15 protein-coding genes are annotated in these 17362 nt (G+C 51.8%); 2 read left to right on the forward strand and 13 right to left on the reverse strand.

What is annotated here, in order from left to right:
• Window positions 1–374 precede the first annotated feature (374 nt).
• The 5 genes from M4D81_RS03050 to cymR all read right to left on the reverse strand — a co-directional run bounded on the left by M4D81_RS03050 (window position 375) and on the right by cymR (window position 4059).
• Entirely contained in the window at window positions 375–1442 is a 1068-nt protein-coding gene (locus tag M4D81_RS03050; protein WP_071222776.1) for an AI-2E family transporter, read from the reverse strand.
• 158 nt (window positions 1443–1600) lie between these two features.
• Window positions 1601–1810, reverse strand: a complete 210-nt coding sequence (locus M4D81_RS03055; protein ID WP_071222775.1) for a hypothetical protein — start codon at window positions 1808–1810, stop codon at window positions 1601–1603.
• A gap of 11 nt (window positions 1811–1821) precedes the next feature.
• Complete coding sequence (locus tag M4D81_RS03060; protein ID WP_260064416.1) at window positions 1822–2343, reverse strand: PRC-barrel domain-containing protein; 522 nt, start codon at window positions 2341–2343, stop codon at window positions 1822–1824.
• A gap of 139 nt (window positions 2344–2482) precedes the next feature.
• A complete protein-coding gene (locus tag M4D81_RS03065; protein WP_260064417.1) occupies window positions 2483–3628 on the reverse strand; it encodes a cysteine desulfurase family protein in 1146 nt (381 codons plus the stop codon).
• A gap of 11 nt (window positions 3629–3639) precedes the next feature.
• On the reverse strand, window positions 3640–4059 hold the full coding sequence (gene cymR, locus M4D81_RS03070) for a cysteine metabolism transcriptional regulator CymR (protein ID WP_071222772.1): 420 nt from the start codon (window positions 4057–4059) through the stop codon (window positions 3640–3642).
• A gap of 298 nt (window positions 4060–4357) precedes the next feature.
• On the opposite strand from cymR, the gene mnmA reads away from it, so the two are divergent.
• Window positions 4358–5467 (forward strand): tRNA 2-thiouridine(34) synthase MnmA, encoded by a 1110-nt coding sequence (mnmA, locus tag M4D81_RS03075; RefSeq protein WP_162487654.1) that lies wholly within the window; start codon window positions 4358–4360, stop codon window positions 5465–5467.
• Window positions 5468–5540: 73 nt separating this feature from the next.
• Here the strand turns inward: mnmA and nrdG are convergent, their stop codons facing one another.
• The 4 genes from nrdG to M4D81_RS03095 form a co-directional block, all read right to left on the reverse strand.
• Window positions 5541–6044, reverse strand: a complete 504-nt coding sequence (gene nrdG, locus M4D81_RS03080; RefSeq protein WP_260064418.1) for an anaerobic ribonucleoside-triphosphate reductase activating protein — start codon at window positions 6042–6044, stop codon at window positions 5541–5543.
• The gene (locus M4D81_RS03085) at window positions 6041–8275 is read right to left on the reverse strand and encodes an anaerobic ribonucleoside triphosphate reductase (protein ID WP_260064419.1); all 2235 of its coding nucleotides are present in this window, start codon (window positions 8273–8275) and stop codon (window positions 6041–6043) included. Before M4D81_RS03085 ends, nrdG begins: the two co-directional genes overlap by 4 nt.
• A gap of 232 nt (window positions 8276–8507) precedes the next feature.
• Window positions 8508–9044: a PCYCGC domain-containing protein gene (locus M4D81_RS03090; RefSeq protein WP_260064420.1), complete on the reverse strand. Its 537-nt coding sequence runs from the start codon at window positions 9042–9044 to the stop codon at window positions 8508–8510.
• A 60-nt stretch (window positions 9045–9104) separates the two neighbouring features.
• On the reverse strand, window positions 9105–10412 hold the full coding sequence (locus M4D81_RS03095) for a replication-associated recombination protein A (protein WP_260064421.1): 1308 nt from the start codon (window positions 10410–10412) through the stop codon (window positions 9105–9107).
• 279 nt (window positions 10413–10691) lie between these two features.
• Here M4D81_RS03095 and M4D81_RS03100 point away from each other — a divergent pair, with 279 nt between their 5' ends.
• A complete protein-coding gene (locus M4D81_RS03100) occupies window positions 10692–10820 on the forward strand; it encodes a hypothetical protein (RefSeq protein WP_259445409.1) in 129 nt (42 codons plus the stop codon).
• A gap of 122 nt (window positions 10821–10942) precedes the next feature.
• Here the strand turns inward: M4D81_RS03100 and M4D81_RS03105 are convergent, their stop codons facing one another.
• The 4 genes from M4D81_RS03105 to hisS all read right to left on the reverse strand — a co-directional run bounded on the left by M4D81_RS03105 (window position 10943) and on the right by hisS (window position 17298).
• Window positions 10943–13120: a HelD family protein gene (locus M4D81_RS03105; protein ID WP_260064422.1), complete on the reverse strand. Its 2178-nt coding sequence runs from the start codon at window positions 13118–13120 to the stop codon at window positions 10943–10945.
• Window positions 13121–13431: 311 nt separating this feature from the next.
• Window positions 13432–14187, reverse strand: coding sequence for a tRNA threonylcarbamoyladenosine dehydratase (locus M4D81_RS03110; RefSeq protein WP_071222767.1), 756 nt, complete (start codon window positions 14185–14187; stop codon window positions 13432–13434).
• 35 nt (window positions 14188–14222) lie between these two features.
• Entirely contained in the window at window positions 14223–15998 is a 1776-nt protein-coding gene (aspS, locus tag M4D81_RS03115; RefSeq protein ID WP_194541509.1) for an aspartate--tRNA ligase, read from the reverse strand.
• Between the two features lie 46 nt (window positions 15999–16044).
• The gene (gene hisS / locus M4D81_RS03120; RefSeq protein WP_260064424.1) at window positions 16045–17298 is read right to left on the reverse strand and encodes a histidine--tRNA ligase; all 1254 of its coding nucleotides are present in this window, start codon (window positions 17296–17298) and stop codon (window positions 16045–16047) included.
• Window positions 17299–17362: the final 64 nt, after the last annotated feature.

The raw sequence follows: 17362 nt of genomic DNA on the forward strand, positions 1-17362 counted from the left end.
GAACACAAAAAACGCCCCTGAATTAAATTCAGGGACGATGTTCTCGCGGTACCACCCTGGTTATCGTCCATTCATCCTCCAGCAGGGTCCTCCTGGAATCACATATGTGACGATCGCCTCGTAACGGCTGGATAACGGGGGCCACCCGGTGAATTTGAATCACACTCAAAAATTAGCATTCGGCTTAGGTTCGCTTCCAGGTTCTCGCAGCCAGCCGGAAATTCTCCGGGCAGGAACCTGTTCTCTGGGCAAGGTACGCAAAGCCTACTTGATTTTCTCATCGTTTTGTTCGTTTATAGGTTTATCATTTCAAGTATATATAGGGCGAAACTATCTGTCAATGCATGAACATTGCCGCTACAAGACTGGAGTCTTCAGCCGGATTTCCTTCTGACATAATAAGCGAAAAAATGCTGCAGCAGCACTTTGATGACGGCAAAGACGGGAACAGCCAAAATCAAGCCCACGGTTCCTGCGATCTGACCGCCGACAAGGAGCGCAAAAATGATCAGGAGCGGATGCATATGCAGCTTTTTCCCCACCACTTGGGGCGAAATGATGTTGCTCTCCAGCGTCTGGCAGATCATATTAACGGCCACCACCAGCAGCACCATCTTCCAGGAAATCGTGGACGCCATCACAAGCGCAGGCGCCGCCCCGAGAAAAGGGCCCAAATACGGAATGATGTTAAACACCGCCACGATGCTTGCCAGCAGCAATGCGTACGGCATACCAACGATCATATAGCCTACATAAGCCAGTACGCCGATGATTAAGCATACCAGGAATTGTCCGCGGACATAGTTTCCAAGAGCCGTGTCGATTTCCTTAAGCAGCGTAACAATCGACTTCCGGCGGCTCCGCGGCAGATAGGATACCGCGGTTCGCTGGAACACCTCAAAATCTTTTAATATGTAAAAGATCAAGAATGGAACAATTAACACGTTAAACAGGATATTAATCGTGTTGCCGATATTGTCCATGAAATCCGAGATCCCTCCGGCCAGCCTCGATTCCATCTGCAAGAACCAGCTGTTGACGCCTGTCCTTACTCCCGGAGGCAGCAGCCTGCTGTCCAGATTGGTCATCAAGCTTTGGGCGTTCATCGTTAATTCAGGCAAGTGCTCGTTGAGCTCCTCCAGCTGCCGAATCAGCATCGGAATCATGTTCATCAGAATGACGGCAAGGGACGTGAGAAAGACGGCATAAATGAGCAGCACCGCCATGCTCCGCGGAACTTTGCGGTCAGAGAGCATGCATACAACCGGATTGAGCACATAAGATATGATCATGGCAACCAGAAATGGCGCCAGGACAGCTTTGAGAAATCGATAGACATCCAGAAACAGCGGACGCAGCAGCCAGACAAAGTAAAGAGAGATGAGTCCGAGCATTAACCATACCAACAATCGAAACCATTTGTTCTCGGTCAGCTGTTCCACACAGGCACCCTCCTTTTTCGAAAGCTACCCTGTAGTATATGTACAAGCATCCAGAAATAAACTAACATTTCCGCCGGACAAAGTGAAAAAGACTCCTGCTTCGTCAGCCGTACAGGCCTTCAGCAAGGAGTCGTTATCTTACAATATGTACGCGTTCTTTAGGAAGACGCGTGCATAGGAGGGAAATCCGGCTGCATTTCATCACCGAAGAACAAATCATCCAGCGAGCTGAGCGTGCCATCCTCTTCTACCTGGTATACGGACATTTTCTCTCCGTTGACTGTCAATTCGATAAAGCAACCCCAGCAATAAAACTGGTGGGAGCCGATTTTCCCGATATCTTTGGAACTACAGTTTGGACATTTCATCCTACCTCACCCTATCCGTTCACAGAATTAATGGCTTTTTCCAGACGCTGTTCGCTCATCGGGGGTACCATAACGGCACTTTCGCCGATAGCCATTTCCGCTGTGCAAGGCAGCCATTTGCGACCTTCGATCAAATCCGAGACAAATCCATCGGATATTTCCAACCCTAGTATTGTATTGCCCTGTTCCTGCTCAAAATAAACATCCGATATACGCCCGAGCAGGATACCATCCTCTGTCAAGACCTGCATCTCTTTCAGTTTGCGCTTGCCCAAAAGGTACGTAAGCGGTATATCATTGGCGCCCAGCTTGCGGACAGCCTCTTGGCTCCGGATCATGACGGCATCTTCCCCGTATGCTACGATATCTTCCCATGAGACGCATTTCACATGCGAGGAAAACAAAGCCTTGCCTTCCAGCTCCAACCCGGTAATCAACCAGTTCTCATCTAGTATAAAATCGTGGATTTTGCCGATTTCCTTACCGTTCTCCACGTCGAATACAGCCAGTCCAATCATTTCTTGAAGTTTCATATACAGTGGACACCTCCTCATCCTTCATGGTTTGAAATCAGCCGCCGCTCAAAATTTCGTTAGCCTGACGGGCCATTTCCAAGGATGAAATGGACGAACGCATACCCCCTATTCCCTAGAAGGAGAAATCCCTTAACATCTATTTACGTAACCGATTAAGGATGGTTCCAATTTTTTGGGCTGTGTACTCCATTTCTTGTGTAGTATTACCCAAACCGAAACTAAAACGAATCGCGGAGCGCAAAACAGGATCAGAAAGTTTCATTGCTTGGAGTACATGGGATATTTCCAGAGATCCCGACGTACAAGCCGAGCCGCTTGCCGCCGCAATTCCTTCCATATCGAGGTTCATCAGCATCGTCTCCGTGTTGGCACCGGGAAAGCTGATATTTAGGATGTGAGGTAGGTAATGTTCCGAATTTCCGTTGATCACAAAAGCATCCTCGCCAATCTCCTGACGAAGCCCTTCAAGCAGCGTCGATCTCAGCTCGCGATAATGCCGGATACGCGCCTCCATATTATGAACGGTCCATTCCACTGCTGCTGTAAAACCGGCAATTCCAGCCATATTCTCTGTTCCGGCGCGACGCTTCTTCTCCTGCAGCCCTCCGAACAGACGTGGAGATACGCTGAGACCTCTGCGGACAACCAATGCTCCGACACCCTGGGGTCCGTTGATTTTGTGGGCGGAAAAACTCCACATATCCACAGGAAGCTCACGGCAGTTGATCGTTTCCGATCCCAAGGCCTGAACAGCATCGGTATGGAACACGATGCCCCGGCTGCGGCAGAGCTCGCCGATTTCGCTGATCGGCTGAACGGTGCCTACTTCATTGTTGCCATACATAATGGTGACAAGCACTGTGTTGTCCTGAATTGCACCCGCAATGTCCTCCACAAAGACACGCCCGGTAGAGTCGACGGGGACATAGGTAACCTCACAGCCCCTCCGTTCCAGCTCATGGCATGTATGAAGCACCGCATGGTGTTCAATCGCCGACGTAATCACATGCTTGCCCTTCACACCTAGCGACTCCAGCAATCCAAGTATAGCCAGATTATCGCTCTCGGTTCCGCCGGCCGTGAACACCAGCTCGTCCGATTGGCATCCTAAAAGGGACGCAATTCGATCACGCGCCCCATTCACGATCTTCTTCGCTTCCCGTCCAAAAGCATGAACGCTTGAAGCATTGCCGTATTGGCTTGTCATCACCTTCATCATCCGCTCGGCAACCTCCGGATGAACCGGGGTTGATGCGGCATGATCCAAATATACTGATCTCATATCCGTCACCCTTAAATATAGAACATATAGTTGTCTGCAGCAGACTGTTCCTGATAGTTGATCAGATAATCCAGCGTCGTGGAATCCAGCACTTCAGCAATGCTGTCGCGGATGCGCAGCCACAGATCCCGCTTCGCCGGATCGTCCTCTTCCGTGAAGTCCACAGGGGATATCGGTCCTTCCAGTACGCGGATGACGTCCCCGGCCGTTATGGATGCCGGATCACGGGACAGGATATAGCCTCCGTATGCGCCGCGGATGCTTTTGACCAGCCCTGCATTCCGCAGCGGTGCGATCAGCTGCTCAAGATAATGTTCCGACAGCTGGTTCTTCTCGGCAATGCTCTTCAGCGAAGTCGGCCCTTCACCAAACCTGGCGGCCAGCTCCATCATAATGGTTAATCCGTATCTTCCTTTTGTTGATATCTTCAAAGGTGACACCTCTTTCGGTAATTGTATATTATGTCCATCCTGTAATGAGTTGTAGGTGGCGGGTGAGCGATAAATACGGCGTAATCTACGTGTGAAGCAGCTTATCCTGTATTTTTCTCCGTATTCCGATCATTACCCTCAGCTTATGGTAACATATCCTGGACCTCAATGGGTAATATTCCAGCTGGAAAGATTGAAAAATGTTCACCCTGAGTGGACAAAATGAAACGTGTGAACCTTGTTCCAATATGTTAAAATACCTCCATGGGCACAATTCAATATGAAAATGGTGATAACGATGTCAAAAGAAAAACATAACACTCGTATCGTTGTCGGCATGTCGGGAGGAGTCGACTCCTCCGTAACAGCGCTCCTGCTCAAACAGCAGGGCTATGAAGTGATCGGCATCTTTATGAAAAACTGGGATGATACCGATGAGCTTGGCTACTGCACAGCTGAAGCGGACGCTGAAGACGTGCGCCGCGTGTGCGAGCAGCTCGACATTCCCTACTATACCGTCAATTTCGAGAAGGAATACTTCGATAAAGTATTTACCTATTTCCTCGATGAATATAAAGCTGGGAGAACGCCGAACCCCGATGTCATGTGCAACCGTGAAATCAAATTCGGCGAATTTCTGAACAAGGCCATGGATCTGGGAGCCGACTATGTCGCTACCGGCCATTACGCCCGCGTCATCGAAGAAGACGGACAGTACCGGCTGCTGCGCGGCGTCGACAGCAACAAGGATCAAACCTACTTCCTCAATGCGCTGAGCCAAGAGCAGCTCTCCAAGGCGATGTTCCCGATCGGGCATCTGCCGAAACCGGAAGTTCGCCGACTCGCCGAAGAAGCCGGACTGTATACCGCCAAGAAAAAAGACAGCACCGGCGTTTGTTTCATCGGCGAACGGAATTTCAAAGAATTTCTTGGACAATACCTCCCCGCCCAATCCGGCGATATGGTGGACATTGTCACCGGTGAGGTGAAAGGCCGCCATGATGGCCTGATGTACTACACGCTGGGACAGCGCCAAGGTCTCGGAATCGGCGGCTCAGGCTCCGGAGAGCCTTGGTTTGTTGCCGACAAGGATTTGACTAACAATATTTTGTACGTTGTTCAAGGCGATCATCCGTGTTTGTATTCAACCGGACTCGTTGCCTCCGGAATGAACTGGATTGCAGGACAAGACGCTATGCCCAAAGACGCCTACACCTGCACCGCGAAATTCCGCTACCGTCAGCCGGACCAGGAAGTAACGATCACTCCGCGCGAAGACGGAACCGTTCATGTCGCGTTTGCAAAGCCGCAAAAAGCGATCACGCCGGGCCAAGCCGTTGTCTTCTACCAAGGGGACGAATGCCTTGGCGGCGGAACGATCGAAACGGCGGATAAAGTTCCTTATTAATCCGCTGGCATAAACGAAAAGAGCACACACTTCACACGGAAGATTCCGTAAAGTGTGTGCTCTTTTTTACATGTTAGCGAAGAACATATTCTACCGTTTCTCCGCGTTCCAGGCTGGCGGATACGTCAATGATACGCTGATTCGAGCTGCCTCGGAAGGGAAGCGCGACATCCCTTAGCTCCAACTGGAATTTGCCATCCACGATAACGTCGCACTGTTTTGCCAATTCGCGCAGCTTCGGCTGCCTCGTCAGCGCTTCAAAGGTGAAGCCCGTGTAGGCCCATATGCTTTTCCCGGGACAGAGGGTTCTGAGCTTGCGAACAAGTGCCGCGCATTCCTCCGGCGAGAAGAACGGGTCCCCACCGCATAAGGTCACGCCATCCAGCAAAGGGTTGTCGACGATGTCCTGCAGTATGGACGCGGACAATTCTTCTGTAAACGGCTCCCCCGCTTCAAAGTCCCAGGAATCCGTATTAAAGCATCCAGCGCAGGCATGACGGCAGCCGCTCACGAATAGAACTGCCCGAAGTCCTGGGCCTTCATTAATGCTCTCGGGGATATATCCGCACACATTCACAGATGCTTCACCCGATCCCTGACCTCAGCCTGCTTGGCCGAATTGAAGCGCTCCGTATAATTGCCCGTTAGGTATCCCGTCACCCTCCGTAGCCGCTGGAAGTTCCCATTATCTTCCTTAGCGCCACATCCAGGGCAAGAGCTTCCGATGATCCCTTCGTAGTTGCATGCCGGACAACGGTCGACGGGATGGTTTACGGAGAAATATCCAATGTTCTGCTGCAGGGCAAACTGCACGATGTCCCGAAAAGCAGCCGTATTCTGCCGGGCATTGCCGTCGAGCTCCACATAAGAAATCGCTCCTGCATTACACAGCTCATGGAAAGGAGCTTCGGAACGGATTTTGCGGTACGCGGCCATCGGATAGTACACCGGAACATGAAACGAGTTCGTATAATACTCACGGTCTGTCACACCCTCGATCACACCGAAGGTTTGCCGGTCCAGCTTCGTGAATTTACCGGACAGCCCTTCTGCCGGCGTGGCAAACAACGTAATGTTCAGGTCGTATTTTTCACTGGCCGCATCGCAGAATCGGCGCATATGTCGGATGATTTCGATTCCCAGCCTGCGGCTGTTCTCGTCCTCTCCGTGATGCAGTCCGGTCAACGCCTTCAGGCATTCTGCAAGCCCAATGAATCCAAGTGCGAGAGTGCCATGCTTAATCAGTTCGCGTACCTTGTCCACCGGCGCCAGGTCTTCGCCGCCTTCCCACACGCCTTCGCGCATCATAAAATCGGACGCTTTGGCCGGTTGGTCCGCCTGCAGCTCGTAGCGGTGAATCAAACCCTCTACCGCAATCGTCATATACTGATCCAGCTGCTTGTAGAAGAGGCTCAGGTCGGGCATATCCCGCTTGCCTTCGACGATGCCATGCTCGATGCCGAGACGAACCAGATTGATCGTATTGAAGGACAAATTGCCTTTTCCGCTCAGGCGGTTTCGCCCGAACCGGTCTGAAATCGTCCGTGTTCTGCAGCCCATGGTGGCAATAATCGTGTCTGGCTCGTCCGGTTTATAGTAGACCAGATTAAACGACGCATCCACGTTGACAAAGTTCGGGTAGAGCCTGCGGCTTGAGCAGTCAACGGCTTTCAGGAACAGATCGTAATTGGGCTCCCCTTCCGCCTGGTTAACCCCTTGCTTGCACTGGAAAATATGCTGCGGAAATATCGGCGTCTCTCCCCCGCCGAGCCCTCTCATCGTGGCATCCAGCAGAGCGTGGGACACCAGCCTTCCTTCCGTTGACGTGCACATTCCATAGTTCAATGATGTGAAAGGGATCTGTCCGCCGGCACGGCTGCTCATCGTGTTCAGATTGTGAATCAGGGATTCCGCAGCCTGCTTTACTTCATTCACCGTTTCGTTATATGCGTAGTGATATATTCGCGGGAACATGTCCTTCAACTGCTCGTTGTCTATGTATAATTCGTTATCGGGAAGAACTTGTACATTGCGTCTATGCTCGCCCTGCTCCACCTCTCCGAAGTAGGCAAGCCCTTTCCGAAAATGCCGGCGAAACGATTTGCCGACATACGGGGCCAGATCCCAATCGATTTTATTTCCGGACACACCGCCGAATTGACTGTTCTGCTGAGATTGAAATATGATGGCCACCAGCGCCATCGCGGTCATGATGCTCTGCGGCGGCCTGACCGATCCGTTACCGGTATTGAATCCCTTGGCCAAAAGACGGTCAAACGGGATGAAAATACAGTTCGTCGTACCGAGTGCATACTGGTCCAGGTCGTGCACGTACACATAACCATCCCTGACCGCTCTCATGAGCTCTCCGGGCAAGATAAATTTGCTTGCCATCCATTTGGCATACTCGGAGCCGATCCGACTCATTTTTCCACTGAAGGATTCCCCGTTGAGATTCGCATTCTCCCGCAGCAGATCCAGATTCGTTACCCCAATCACATCCCTGCTGATCTTGTAGAGCTCTCCCCGCCGCATCCGCTCCAGATCACGGGCTTCCCTGTAATGTTGGTAGGCTGCCGCTGCCTCAGCATAACCTGTGCTTTCCAATTGTTCAACAACGATATCTTGAATTTCCTCCACACTCACCTGCTCCATCCCCGCGGTGGCGCGGGCAACCTCCTCGCCAAGCTGCAGGGAAGCCTCCTTGCGGGACACACCCTCAACAGCTATAAAAGCTTTATCCACTGCCTTCACAATCCGGCTTATCTCAAAATTCACCAGGCATCCGTCTCTCTTCATGACTTTCATGAAACGATCAACTCCTTCTTCTCAAATCATTCACACACTATATATAGTTTCGTTTAATCAATTTACATCCATATATAGTTTAATGCTGTGAGGTAGATCACGTCTGCTGATCCTATGAAGCGTATGAGCGATTCCTGATAACGTCCTTAAAGGACATGAATCCCAACAGAAAAAAGGCACTCGAGTGATCCACTGATCACATCGGGTACCTTCTTGTTTAACCACAGTAGAATTAACTTTCGGCAGGCGGCATCGGGGTTGGTGTCGGCTTAGCATAACCTGTGCTGTATTTCTCGTCGATTGCGGTCCCAATATCCGTCAGACTTTTGCCCTCGCTGCTCATTTTGGCAGATTCCACGGCAATGTCCAGGCATACCCCGCAGCGGGTGCCATGATCATCCCACACCACGGTGCCGTCCTCCTGGATCTCATCAATAAAACAGTTCAGGTTGCTCTCATGACCGGCGCTGTCCCCACAGCCGCAATAACAAGGGATGTATTTCAGGACATCACTGACCTGCGCGGACAAGGCATAGATCGTTTGGAGCTCGCTGGTCTGGCTCTTCAAAAAGGCAGGCAGCTCATCAATCGAAGCCGTCGCCTCCTGGATATCCCCGTTGGACAGCTGCGTCTGATGTCCATGCTCATGCGCTGCCTCGGTTGCCTGTCCACTTTCGACCTGCTCCTGGGCGCTTTTCCCCGAACAGCCGCTCAGCATAAGACCGACGGACAGCAGCAGGATGACAAACCGTTGTTTCCCTGTTTTCATCTTTCGTTACCTCCATTTAACTAAACTAGCAGCCGTAGATCCCATTATCGCAGTAAGGCCCTATTCTTCGCGTCGTAATCGCTGGTTGTGAGCGATCTTGGCTTCGTTCCCCTGCTCCGTCGCCTGATAGAACACCCTGCGGGAGAGCTCCTTCGGCAAATATTCCTGCTTCACGTAATGGCCCGGATAATCATGCGGGTACTTATAGCCGACATGCCCCAGCTTCACCGCCCCCGAATAATGCGCATCACGCAGATGAAGCGGGACCTCCGCCGATTTTACTTCATCCATGGCGGACATCGCCCGTGATATGGCGGTCACAACGCCATCGGATTTTGGACTTTCCACCGCAAACAGGATAGCCTGGGCGATATTAAGCTTGGCTTCCGGCCAGCCGTTATTCCGGTAGGCGTCCAGTGCGCTTACCGCCTGCACCATCGCTTGCGGATTAGCCAGCCCGATATCCTCGCTGCTGGCAGCAATCAAGCGGCGGATGAACACCATCGGGTCCATCCCCAGCTTTTCGACCGCATACAGGAACCAGAACAATGCCGCATCGCTGGAACCCCGAATGCTTTTATGAAAGGCGGACAGCACGTCATACTGCGTGGACTCGTCCGCCTTGACGAGCGGCTTGCGTATCGATTCCTCGGCCACATCCAGCGTAATATGGACCGTGCCGCCTGCATCAGGCGGGGTCGTCATCGCAGCGAGCTCAAGCGCATTTAATGCACGCCGGATGTCGCCGTTCGCCATCGTTGCAATATGATCCAATGCTTCCTCATCTGCCTGAAGCTTCATGAATCCAAGACCTTTATCCGGATCGGATAGCGCGCGCTGCATCGCGATCAAGGAATGGTTCTTATTCAGCGGCTCAAGCTGGAACAAGGTTGAACGGCTCATCAAGGCCCCATTTACATAATGAAAGGGGTTCTCTGTCGTCGCGCCGATAAATATAATCGTGCCATTCTCCACAGCAGGCAGCAGCGCGTCCTGTCTTGAGCTGTTAAAGCGGTGGACCTCATCCAGAAACAGGATCGTTTTGGTGCCGTACAGACTGCGGTTGCTCTGGGCTTGCTCAATGACCTCCCTGACGTCCTTAACCGAGGCCTCCACGGCATTCAGCCGAACGAAGTACCCCTTCGTTTGCTGTGAGATAATATGCGCAAGCGTCGTTTTGCCGCATCCCGGCGGGCCGTACAATAAAATGGAAGAGACCTGGTCTGCCTCTATGGCCCGTCTGAGCAGTTTGCCCGGACCGATAATATGTTCTTGTCCTATATATTCATCCAGCGACGAAGGGCGCATCCGATCGGCCAGCAGCCGGGAATCCCGGTCCCCTTCACGCCCGATACTGAATAAATCCATTGCTACACTTCCTTGTCTGATATCAATGTAAAGATAAGCCGGTTTCAATCAAATCCGTCACACTCTATCATACCATATTCAATTTCGCCATGCCTGTAGAAACCCTATGACATCCACTCTAGTGATTCGGAAATCCAGCGAAAATCGCTGCCCCTTAACATGATAACGAACTTTTAATCTTTCCGGAGCGTTACATATTATAGGAAATTAAACAGGGTATCCGCAGTGAGGAAGACGAAATCTCATTAGACCATGAAAGCTCGAAGGGAGGTTTTTGAATTGAAACGAAAACCTATGCGAAAAATGACCCTCTTCATCATCTTGGCAGCTGCACTTTCCATCCTCATCGTTTGGACCTTGATCCGGTATATCGAGAATCTGGGCTCTTCCTACCAAATGCTTGGTTAAGCAAAAAGCAGAACAAAAAGTCCCGCAGAGAAAGCACATGCAGACATGTGCCACCCCACGGGACATCTTCCCATTTTTCCACTTCACACTGAACATTACAACGTTAGTAACACAATTTCAACTTACTCCACGGGCCAGCCGCTGGCAGTAATTTCTGAGGTCTCCGTCCTGATATAAGTTGGCAGCTGCTCACCATGCAGCAGCCACAGCTCATGCAGCGCCCGCGTACATCCCACATACATCAGCTTGGCATCCCAAGCTTTTTCCGCGTAATGCGCCCGATCTGCATCCGCCACCACAACCGCATCGAACTCAAGCCCCTTGGACAAATAAACAGGAAGCACGGAATAACCGCCCTGATACGTTCCTTTGCTGCCATCGATCAGATTCAGCATCGGCCATGCAGTAATGAATTGCTCATGCAGCTCTTGCGCTTCTCGCAAGGTTCGAGTGAGTATAGCGACCGTCCGATATTCCTTAGCGATGAGTGCCTCCATCGCCCGTTCCAAATCTCTCGTTCTGGATTTCGCCGAATCATAAGGAATCAGGCGAACGGTATCGCCGCTCCGGAATACCGGAACGGCAAGCAGATCACTGCTGACACCCTTCTCCAAAATGCCGTTCGCAAATTCGATGATCTCCATCGTGGAGCGATAACTGCGCGTCAAGGCAAAATAGGCTGTTTCCTCTTCCTTAAACAGGGAGCTCATCTCTTCCCACGCATGAACGCCGCGATAGGCATGAATGCCCTGCGACAAATCACCTAATATGGTGAAGGAATGTCCTCTGACGAACAGGTCCAGCACAGCCACCTGAAATGGCGAGAAATCCTGTGCCTCATCAATAACGATATGGTCAAAACGCTGCTCTCCGGTAATATCATTCAATAAACAGTGGAAATACAGCAAGGCAGGCAAATCCTCTTCGCGGACCACATTCTTCTTCAGATCTTTACGCGTTGCGGCGAGCACCTCGGACGGAATCAGAGCGGATAGCTCTTCAAACCACGATCCGGTTGCCTTAACCGCCCCAAACAATTGTTTATATAATGAGACCGGCTCAAATTTCGGCCATCGGTTCCCATAAGCCTTTTCTCGTTGAGCCGCTTTTTTCTTCCGTTCTTTCATCACGGCCGCTGATGGCGATTTCTTCAGCTCCATCTCGACCCAGCGGTGCAGCCTGGCCAGCAGCCGTTCCTTCCGTTTGGCCAGCGGATACGGTTTATATTCCTGGTAGAACCATTCCGCGATCGTCTCCTGTTTCAGTACAGCCCCATCCCATGGAGAGAAGTCCCCGTCCGGAAGAGCCTCCGCTTCGATGGATTCCACGCAGCGCCGGATGATCTCCATCAGTCTCAATGAGCCTTTGTAGCGCCCGCTGACATTATCGTCAATATCCGGGGTACCCTGACCTGGCTCTGTCTCGAACCATTGATGAAGCGTCTGTACATGATCATCCGAAGCGAGCTGAATATCGAGCAGCTCCGCTGCCCAATCGCCAAACGTGCGCTGCTGTATATCGCCGACTCCGAGCTCAGGCAGCACGTCAGATATGTAATCCAGAAACATCAGGTTGGGTGCGAATATGATCATTTTCTCCGCGGTTACCTGCTCCTTGTACTGATAGAGCAAATATGCCAGCCGATGCAGCGCCACCGTCGTTTTTCCGCTTCCCGCCACCCCTTGGATGATAAGTGCGGTATTTTTGGCAGCCCGGATGATTTTGTCCTGCTCGGCCTGAATCGTGGATACAATATCCCGCAGCCGGTTATCCTTGTTCTCCCCGAGACGGTAAACCAAAAACTCATCGGATACCGCAGGTCCGCCGCTTTCCCGATTGTACGTATCCGATACCCGTTCCAAAATTTGCTTTCGGATCACGACGTTGCGTTTTAAATACACTAGCCCCTCGATGATTCCTTCGGGTGCTTCGAACGAAGCCGGGTCGGTACCGCCGGTAAACGAATAAAAAAGACTCGCGACTGGAGCTCGCCAATCAATCACCATCGGGTGATCCCCGGCATCTTCCTTATCGAAGCCGATCTTCCCGATGTAGAGCGGTTTCTTCGCTCCCGTTCCGCTCTCCTGAAAATCCAGCCTCCCGAAGTAAGGCTCCGGCAAACTTTTGGCGAGGGCCTGCCGTTTCTCTTCCCGCCCCGCTTCGAGCACCTGCTCCGTAAAATCATGACCCGTGTATACCGGAATCCCGCGCAAACGTTCAAGCTGACGGTCAATTTCAACGATAACCTCGTTTAGCCTTGACTCTTCTTCTTGATAGGCACTTTGAAAAGATTCTGACACTTTCAGTTACCTCCTAAGAAACATATTTTTTTTCGCATCGAAGTCTGGCTTTAAAGGCCGTGACACAAAAAGGAGTTTCATTGTAGCACAACTTGCCCGGATATACTAGCAATGCTCTGTCATAGGAATTTTATTGTTTGGGTTTGTTGTCCTGATCGCTTTCGTCCACGGCAGAAAAAAACGCAGCGTCCTTTGGCTGGACGCTGCGTTTGGTTACCAAACTCAATTTTGCCGAAAGGCTGTTCTTACTCCCTGCCTTCCGTTTATCTATCATTTTCTCGAGCCGAGTTTAATTTTGTCCGGACGCCTCGTTATAACGAGATGCCGCCTTTTTCGAGCAGTTCTTTCACCGTTACGCTCACCATAATCAGTCCGGCCACAGGCGGAACGAATGCATTGCTTGCCGGAGGCTGCTTCGCTTTCCGGATTTCAGGAGCATTCTCGGGTACAATCTTCTCCGTAACGTCCTGGCGGGGCTTCATCGGCTCCTCTAGTGAGAAAACAACCTTGACCCCTTTCTTGATGCCGTCTTTGCGCAGCTTGGTGCGTACAATACGGGCAATCGGATCCATGGACGTTTTGGAGATGTCAGCTACCTGGAACTTCGTGGGGTCCATTTTGTTGGCTGCCCCCATGCTGGAGATGATCGGAATACCGCGCCGCAGGCATTCCTTGATCAGATGAACTTTATAAATAATCGTATCCGACGCATCAATCACATAATCCAGATCGAATTTAAACAACTCTTCATACGTTTCTTCGGTGTAGAACATGTTCAGAGCGATCGCTTCACATTCCGGATTGATCAATTTGACCCGATCAACCATCAGGTCCGCTTTCTTCTGGCCTACCGTGGTCGTTAACGCATGAATCTGCCGATTGATGTTGGTGATATCCACCACATCTTTATCGATCAGAATGATACGGCCAACCCCGGTACGGGCGAGGGCCTCCACCGCAATGGACCCCACGCCGCCGATACCAAGCACCGCCACCGTGCTGTTCTTCATGATCTCAAGGCCCTCAGGGCCTATGGCTAATTCCGTACGGGAAAATTGGTGCAGCATAATTCAAGCAACCTCCTTTATCAAGAACAACGGACTTATTTCTCGTCGCCCGGCTTCTTGGCGAGTTTGATATGCAGCTGCTCCAGTTGTCCTCCGTCCACCTGGGAAGGAGCATCCATCAACAGATCCGTTGCGCTTGCCGTTTTCGGGAACGCAATCGTTTCACGCAGGTTGGTGCGTCCGGCAAGCAGCATCACCAAACGGTCCAACCCGAAGGCGATTCCGCCGTGTGGAGGAGTGCCGTACTCAAAGGCGTCCATGAGATATCCGAATTTGTCGTGCGCCACTTCCGGCGACATACCAAGCGCCGCAAACATTTTCTCTTGGATCTCGCGTTTGAAAATCCGCATGGAACCGCCGCCTACTTCATATCCATTCAGCACGATGTCATAAGCTTCCGCGCGTACAGCAAGCGGATCCGTATCCATCAATTCCAGATCTTCGTCTTTTGGACGGGTGAACGGATGATGCTCGGCCACGTAGCGCTTCGCCTCTTCATCATAGCTGAACAGCGGGAAGTCCAGCACCCAAGCAAACTTGTACTCGTTGTCGTTGATCAGGCCAAGCTGACGTCCGATTTTCAAGCGGAGCGCGCCAAGCACGTCGGCAACCACTTTTTTATTGTCTGCGGAGAACAGCAGCAAGTCGCCGTCTTCGGCTCCTGTGCGTTCTCTTACCGCTTCAATTTCCTGCTCGCTGAAGAATTTCACGATCGGCCCCTTGAACTCGCCTTCCTTCACTTGAATCCAAGCAAGACCCTTCGCTCCGTAACGGGCTGCATATGGCCCCAGATCGTCAATCTCCTTACGTGTCCAAGTCCCGCAGCCTTTAGCGTTCAAGCACTTCACTTCGCCGCCTTTTTCAATAACGGAAGAGAATACTTTGACGCCGCTGCTTGCAACGATATCGTTCATTTCGATCAATTCCATACCGAATCGGAGATCCGGCTTATCGGAGCCGTATTTGCCCATCGCATCAGCATAACTGATACGCTGGAATGGCGTTGCAAGTTCAACGCCGATGGTTTCCTTGAACAACTTCACCATCAGCTGCTCCATCATGTTCAGCAGGTCGTCGCGTTCCATGAAGGACGTCTCGATGTCGACCTGGGTAAATTCCGGCTGACGGTCAGCACGCAAGTCCTCGTCACGGAAGCAGCGTGCAATTTGGTAGTAGCGTTCAAGCCCGCTCACCATAAGGAGCTGCTTATAAATTTGTGGAGATTGCGGAAGCGCAAAGAATTCACCTGCGTGTACGCGGCTCGGTACGAGATAGTCGCGTGCGCCTTCCGGGGAGCTCTTGGTCAGAATTGGCGTCTCCACGTCCACGAAGCCCTCGTCGTCGAGGAAGTCGCGGAATACTTTCGACGCTTTGGAGCGCAGCATCAGCGTTTTTTGCATCTCTGGACGACGAAGGTCCAGATAGCGATACTTCAAACGAAGCTGCTCATCCACTTCCACGCCGTCTTCAATAAAGAACGGAGGCGTTTTGGCTGCATTCAACACTTCAATGCTTGTCACTTGAACTTCGATTTCGCCAGTAGGTAGATTCGGGTTGAACGTTTCCGGATCGCGCTTTACGACTTTACCGGATACAGCCACCACGAATTCGCTGCGGACCTTATCGGCAACAGCCAAAGCTTCGCCTGAGAAATCCGGGTTAAATACGATTTGCATGATGCCGCTCCGATCGCGAAGATCGATGAACAGCACGCCGCCCAAGTCGCGGCGGGTTTGTACCCAGCCGTTCAGTGTTACAGTTTCTCCAATGTTCGCGGTTGTCAGATGACCGCATTGATGCGTCCTTTTCATCGTTTATCATTCCCCTTTACTATAATTAAGTCGCTTCATGCGACGATTAAACCAATTCTTGAACCAGAGCGTCCAATCTAACCGTACGCTGCTCGCCGGTCTCCATCGACTTCAGTGCAATCTCTCCGCGCGCCAGTTCATCTTCACCCAAAATGGCGGTAAAACGAGCTTGCAAACGGTCGGCGGACTTCATCTGGGCTTTCATTTTTCGGCCAAGGTAATCGCGTTCGGCAGCTACGCCCTTGCTTCGCAGTTCGTAGATCAATTTGGCCACTTCCTGCTCAGCGGCTTCACCCAGCGCAACCAGATAGACATCCAGCGGCTTGGCTGCCGACAGATTGACCCCTTGGTGCTCCAGAATCAATTGGATTCGCTCAAGACCAATCCCGAACCCGATGCCAGGCTGATCCGGTCCGCCGATTTGATCGACCAGTCCGTTGAACCGCCCTCCGCCGCCTACCGTATCAATCGCGCCGATGCCCTGGGCCTTGAATTCAAATGCGGTATGCGTATAATAGTCCAATCCCCGAACCAGTCTTGGATTGATTTCATACTCGATGCCCATCGCATCCAGGTACCCTTTCACTTTCTCAAAGTGCGTGCTGCATTCCTCATCCAGGCTGTCCAGAATCGAAGGCGCCCCATCGAACTTCCCTTGGTCCTTCTTGCAGTCCAACACGCGCAGCGGGTTGCGTTCCATGCGAGACTGGCAATCCGAGCATAAGTTCTCTTTCATCGGTTCCAGGAAAGCAAGCAGCGCACTGCGGTAAGCCGCCCGTACCTCAGGCGTCCCTACAGAGTTAATCTCTGCTTTTACCCCGTTCAGCCCAAGCTCCTTATAGAAACTGTATCCCAGCGCAATCACCTCGGCATCGATAGCCGGATCTGCCGTGCCGAACACCTCGACGCCGAACTGATGGAACTGACGGTAACGTCCCGCCTGTGGTCGCTCGTAGCGGAACATGGGACCCATGTAGTACAGTTTCGTGACGTCAGGCTCTCCATACAGCTTGTTTTGCACATATGCCCGCACGACGCCTGCCGTTCCTTCCGGACGTAGGGTCATGCTGCGATCCCCTTTATCCTTGAACGTATACATTTCCTTCTCTACGATGTCGGTGGTTTCGCCCACCCCGCGTTCGAACAACTCGGTCTGCTCAAAGATCGGTGTGCGAATTTCGCGGTAGTTGTATCTCCGGCACAAATCGCGTGCCTTCTCCTCGATAAACTGCCATTTCTCGACGGCACCTGGCAGGATGTCCTGCGTGCCTGTCGGTTTCTCGAATTTCTCGTTTGCCATCTTCATCCCTCCACGTCCTATGACATCTTCACCCTTGGAACATGTCCATGGCCTTGATCTGGTT

Source organism: Paenibacillus sp. p3-SID867 (genome assembly GCF_025142895.1).
Taxonomy (GTDB): domain Bacteria; phylum Bacillota; class Bacilli; order Paenibacillales; family Paenibacillaceae; genus Paenibacillus_AQ.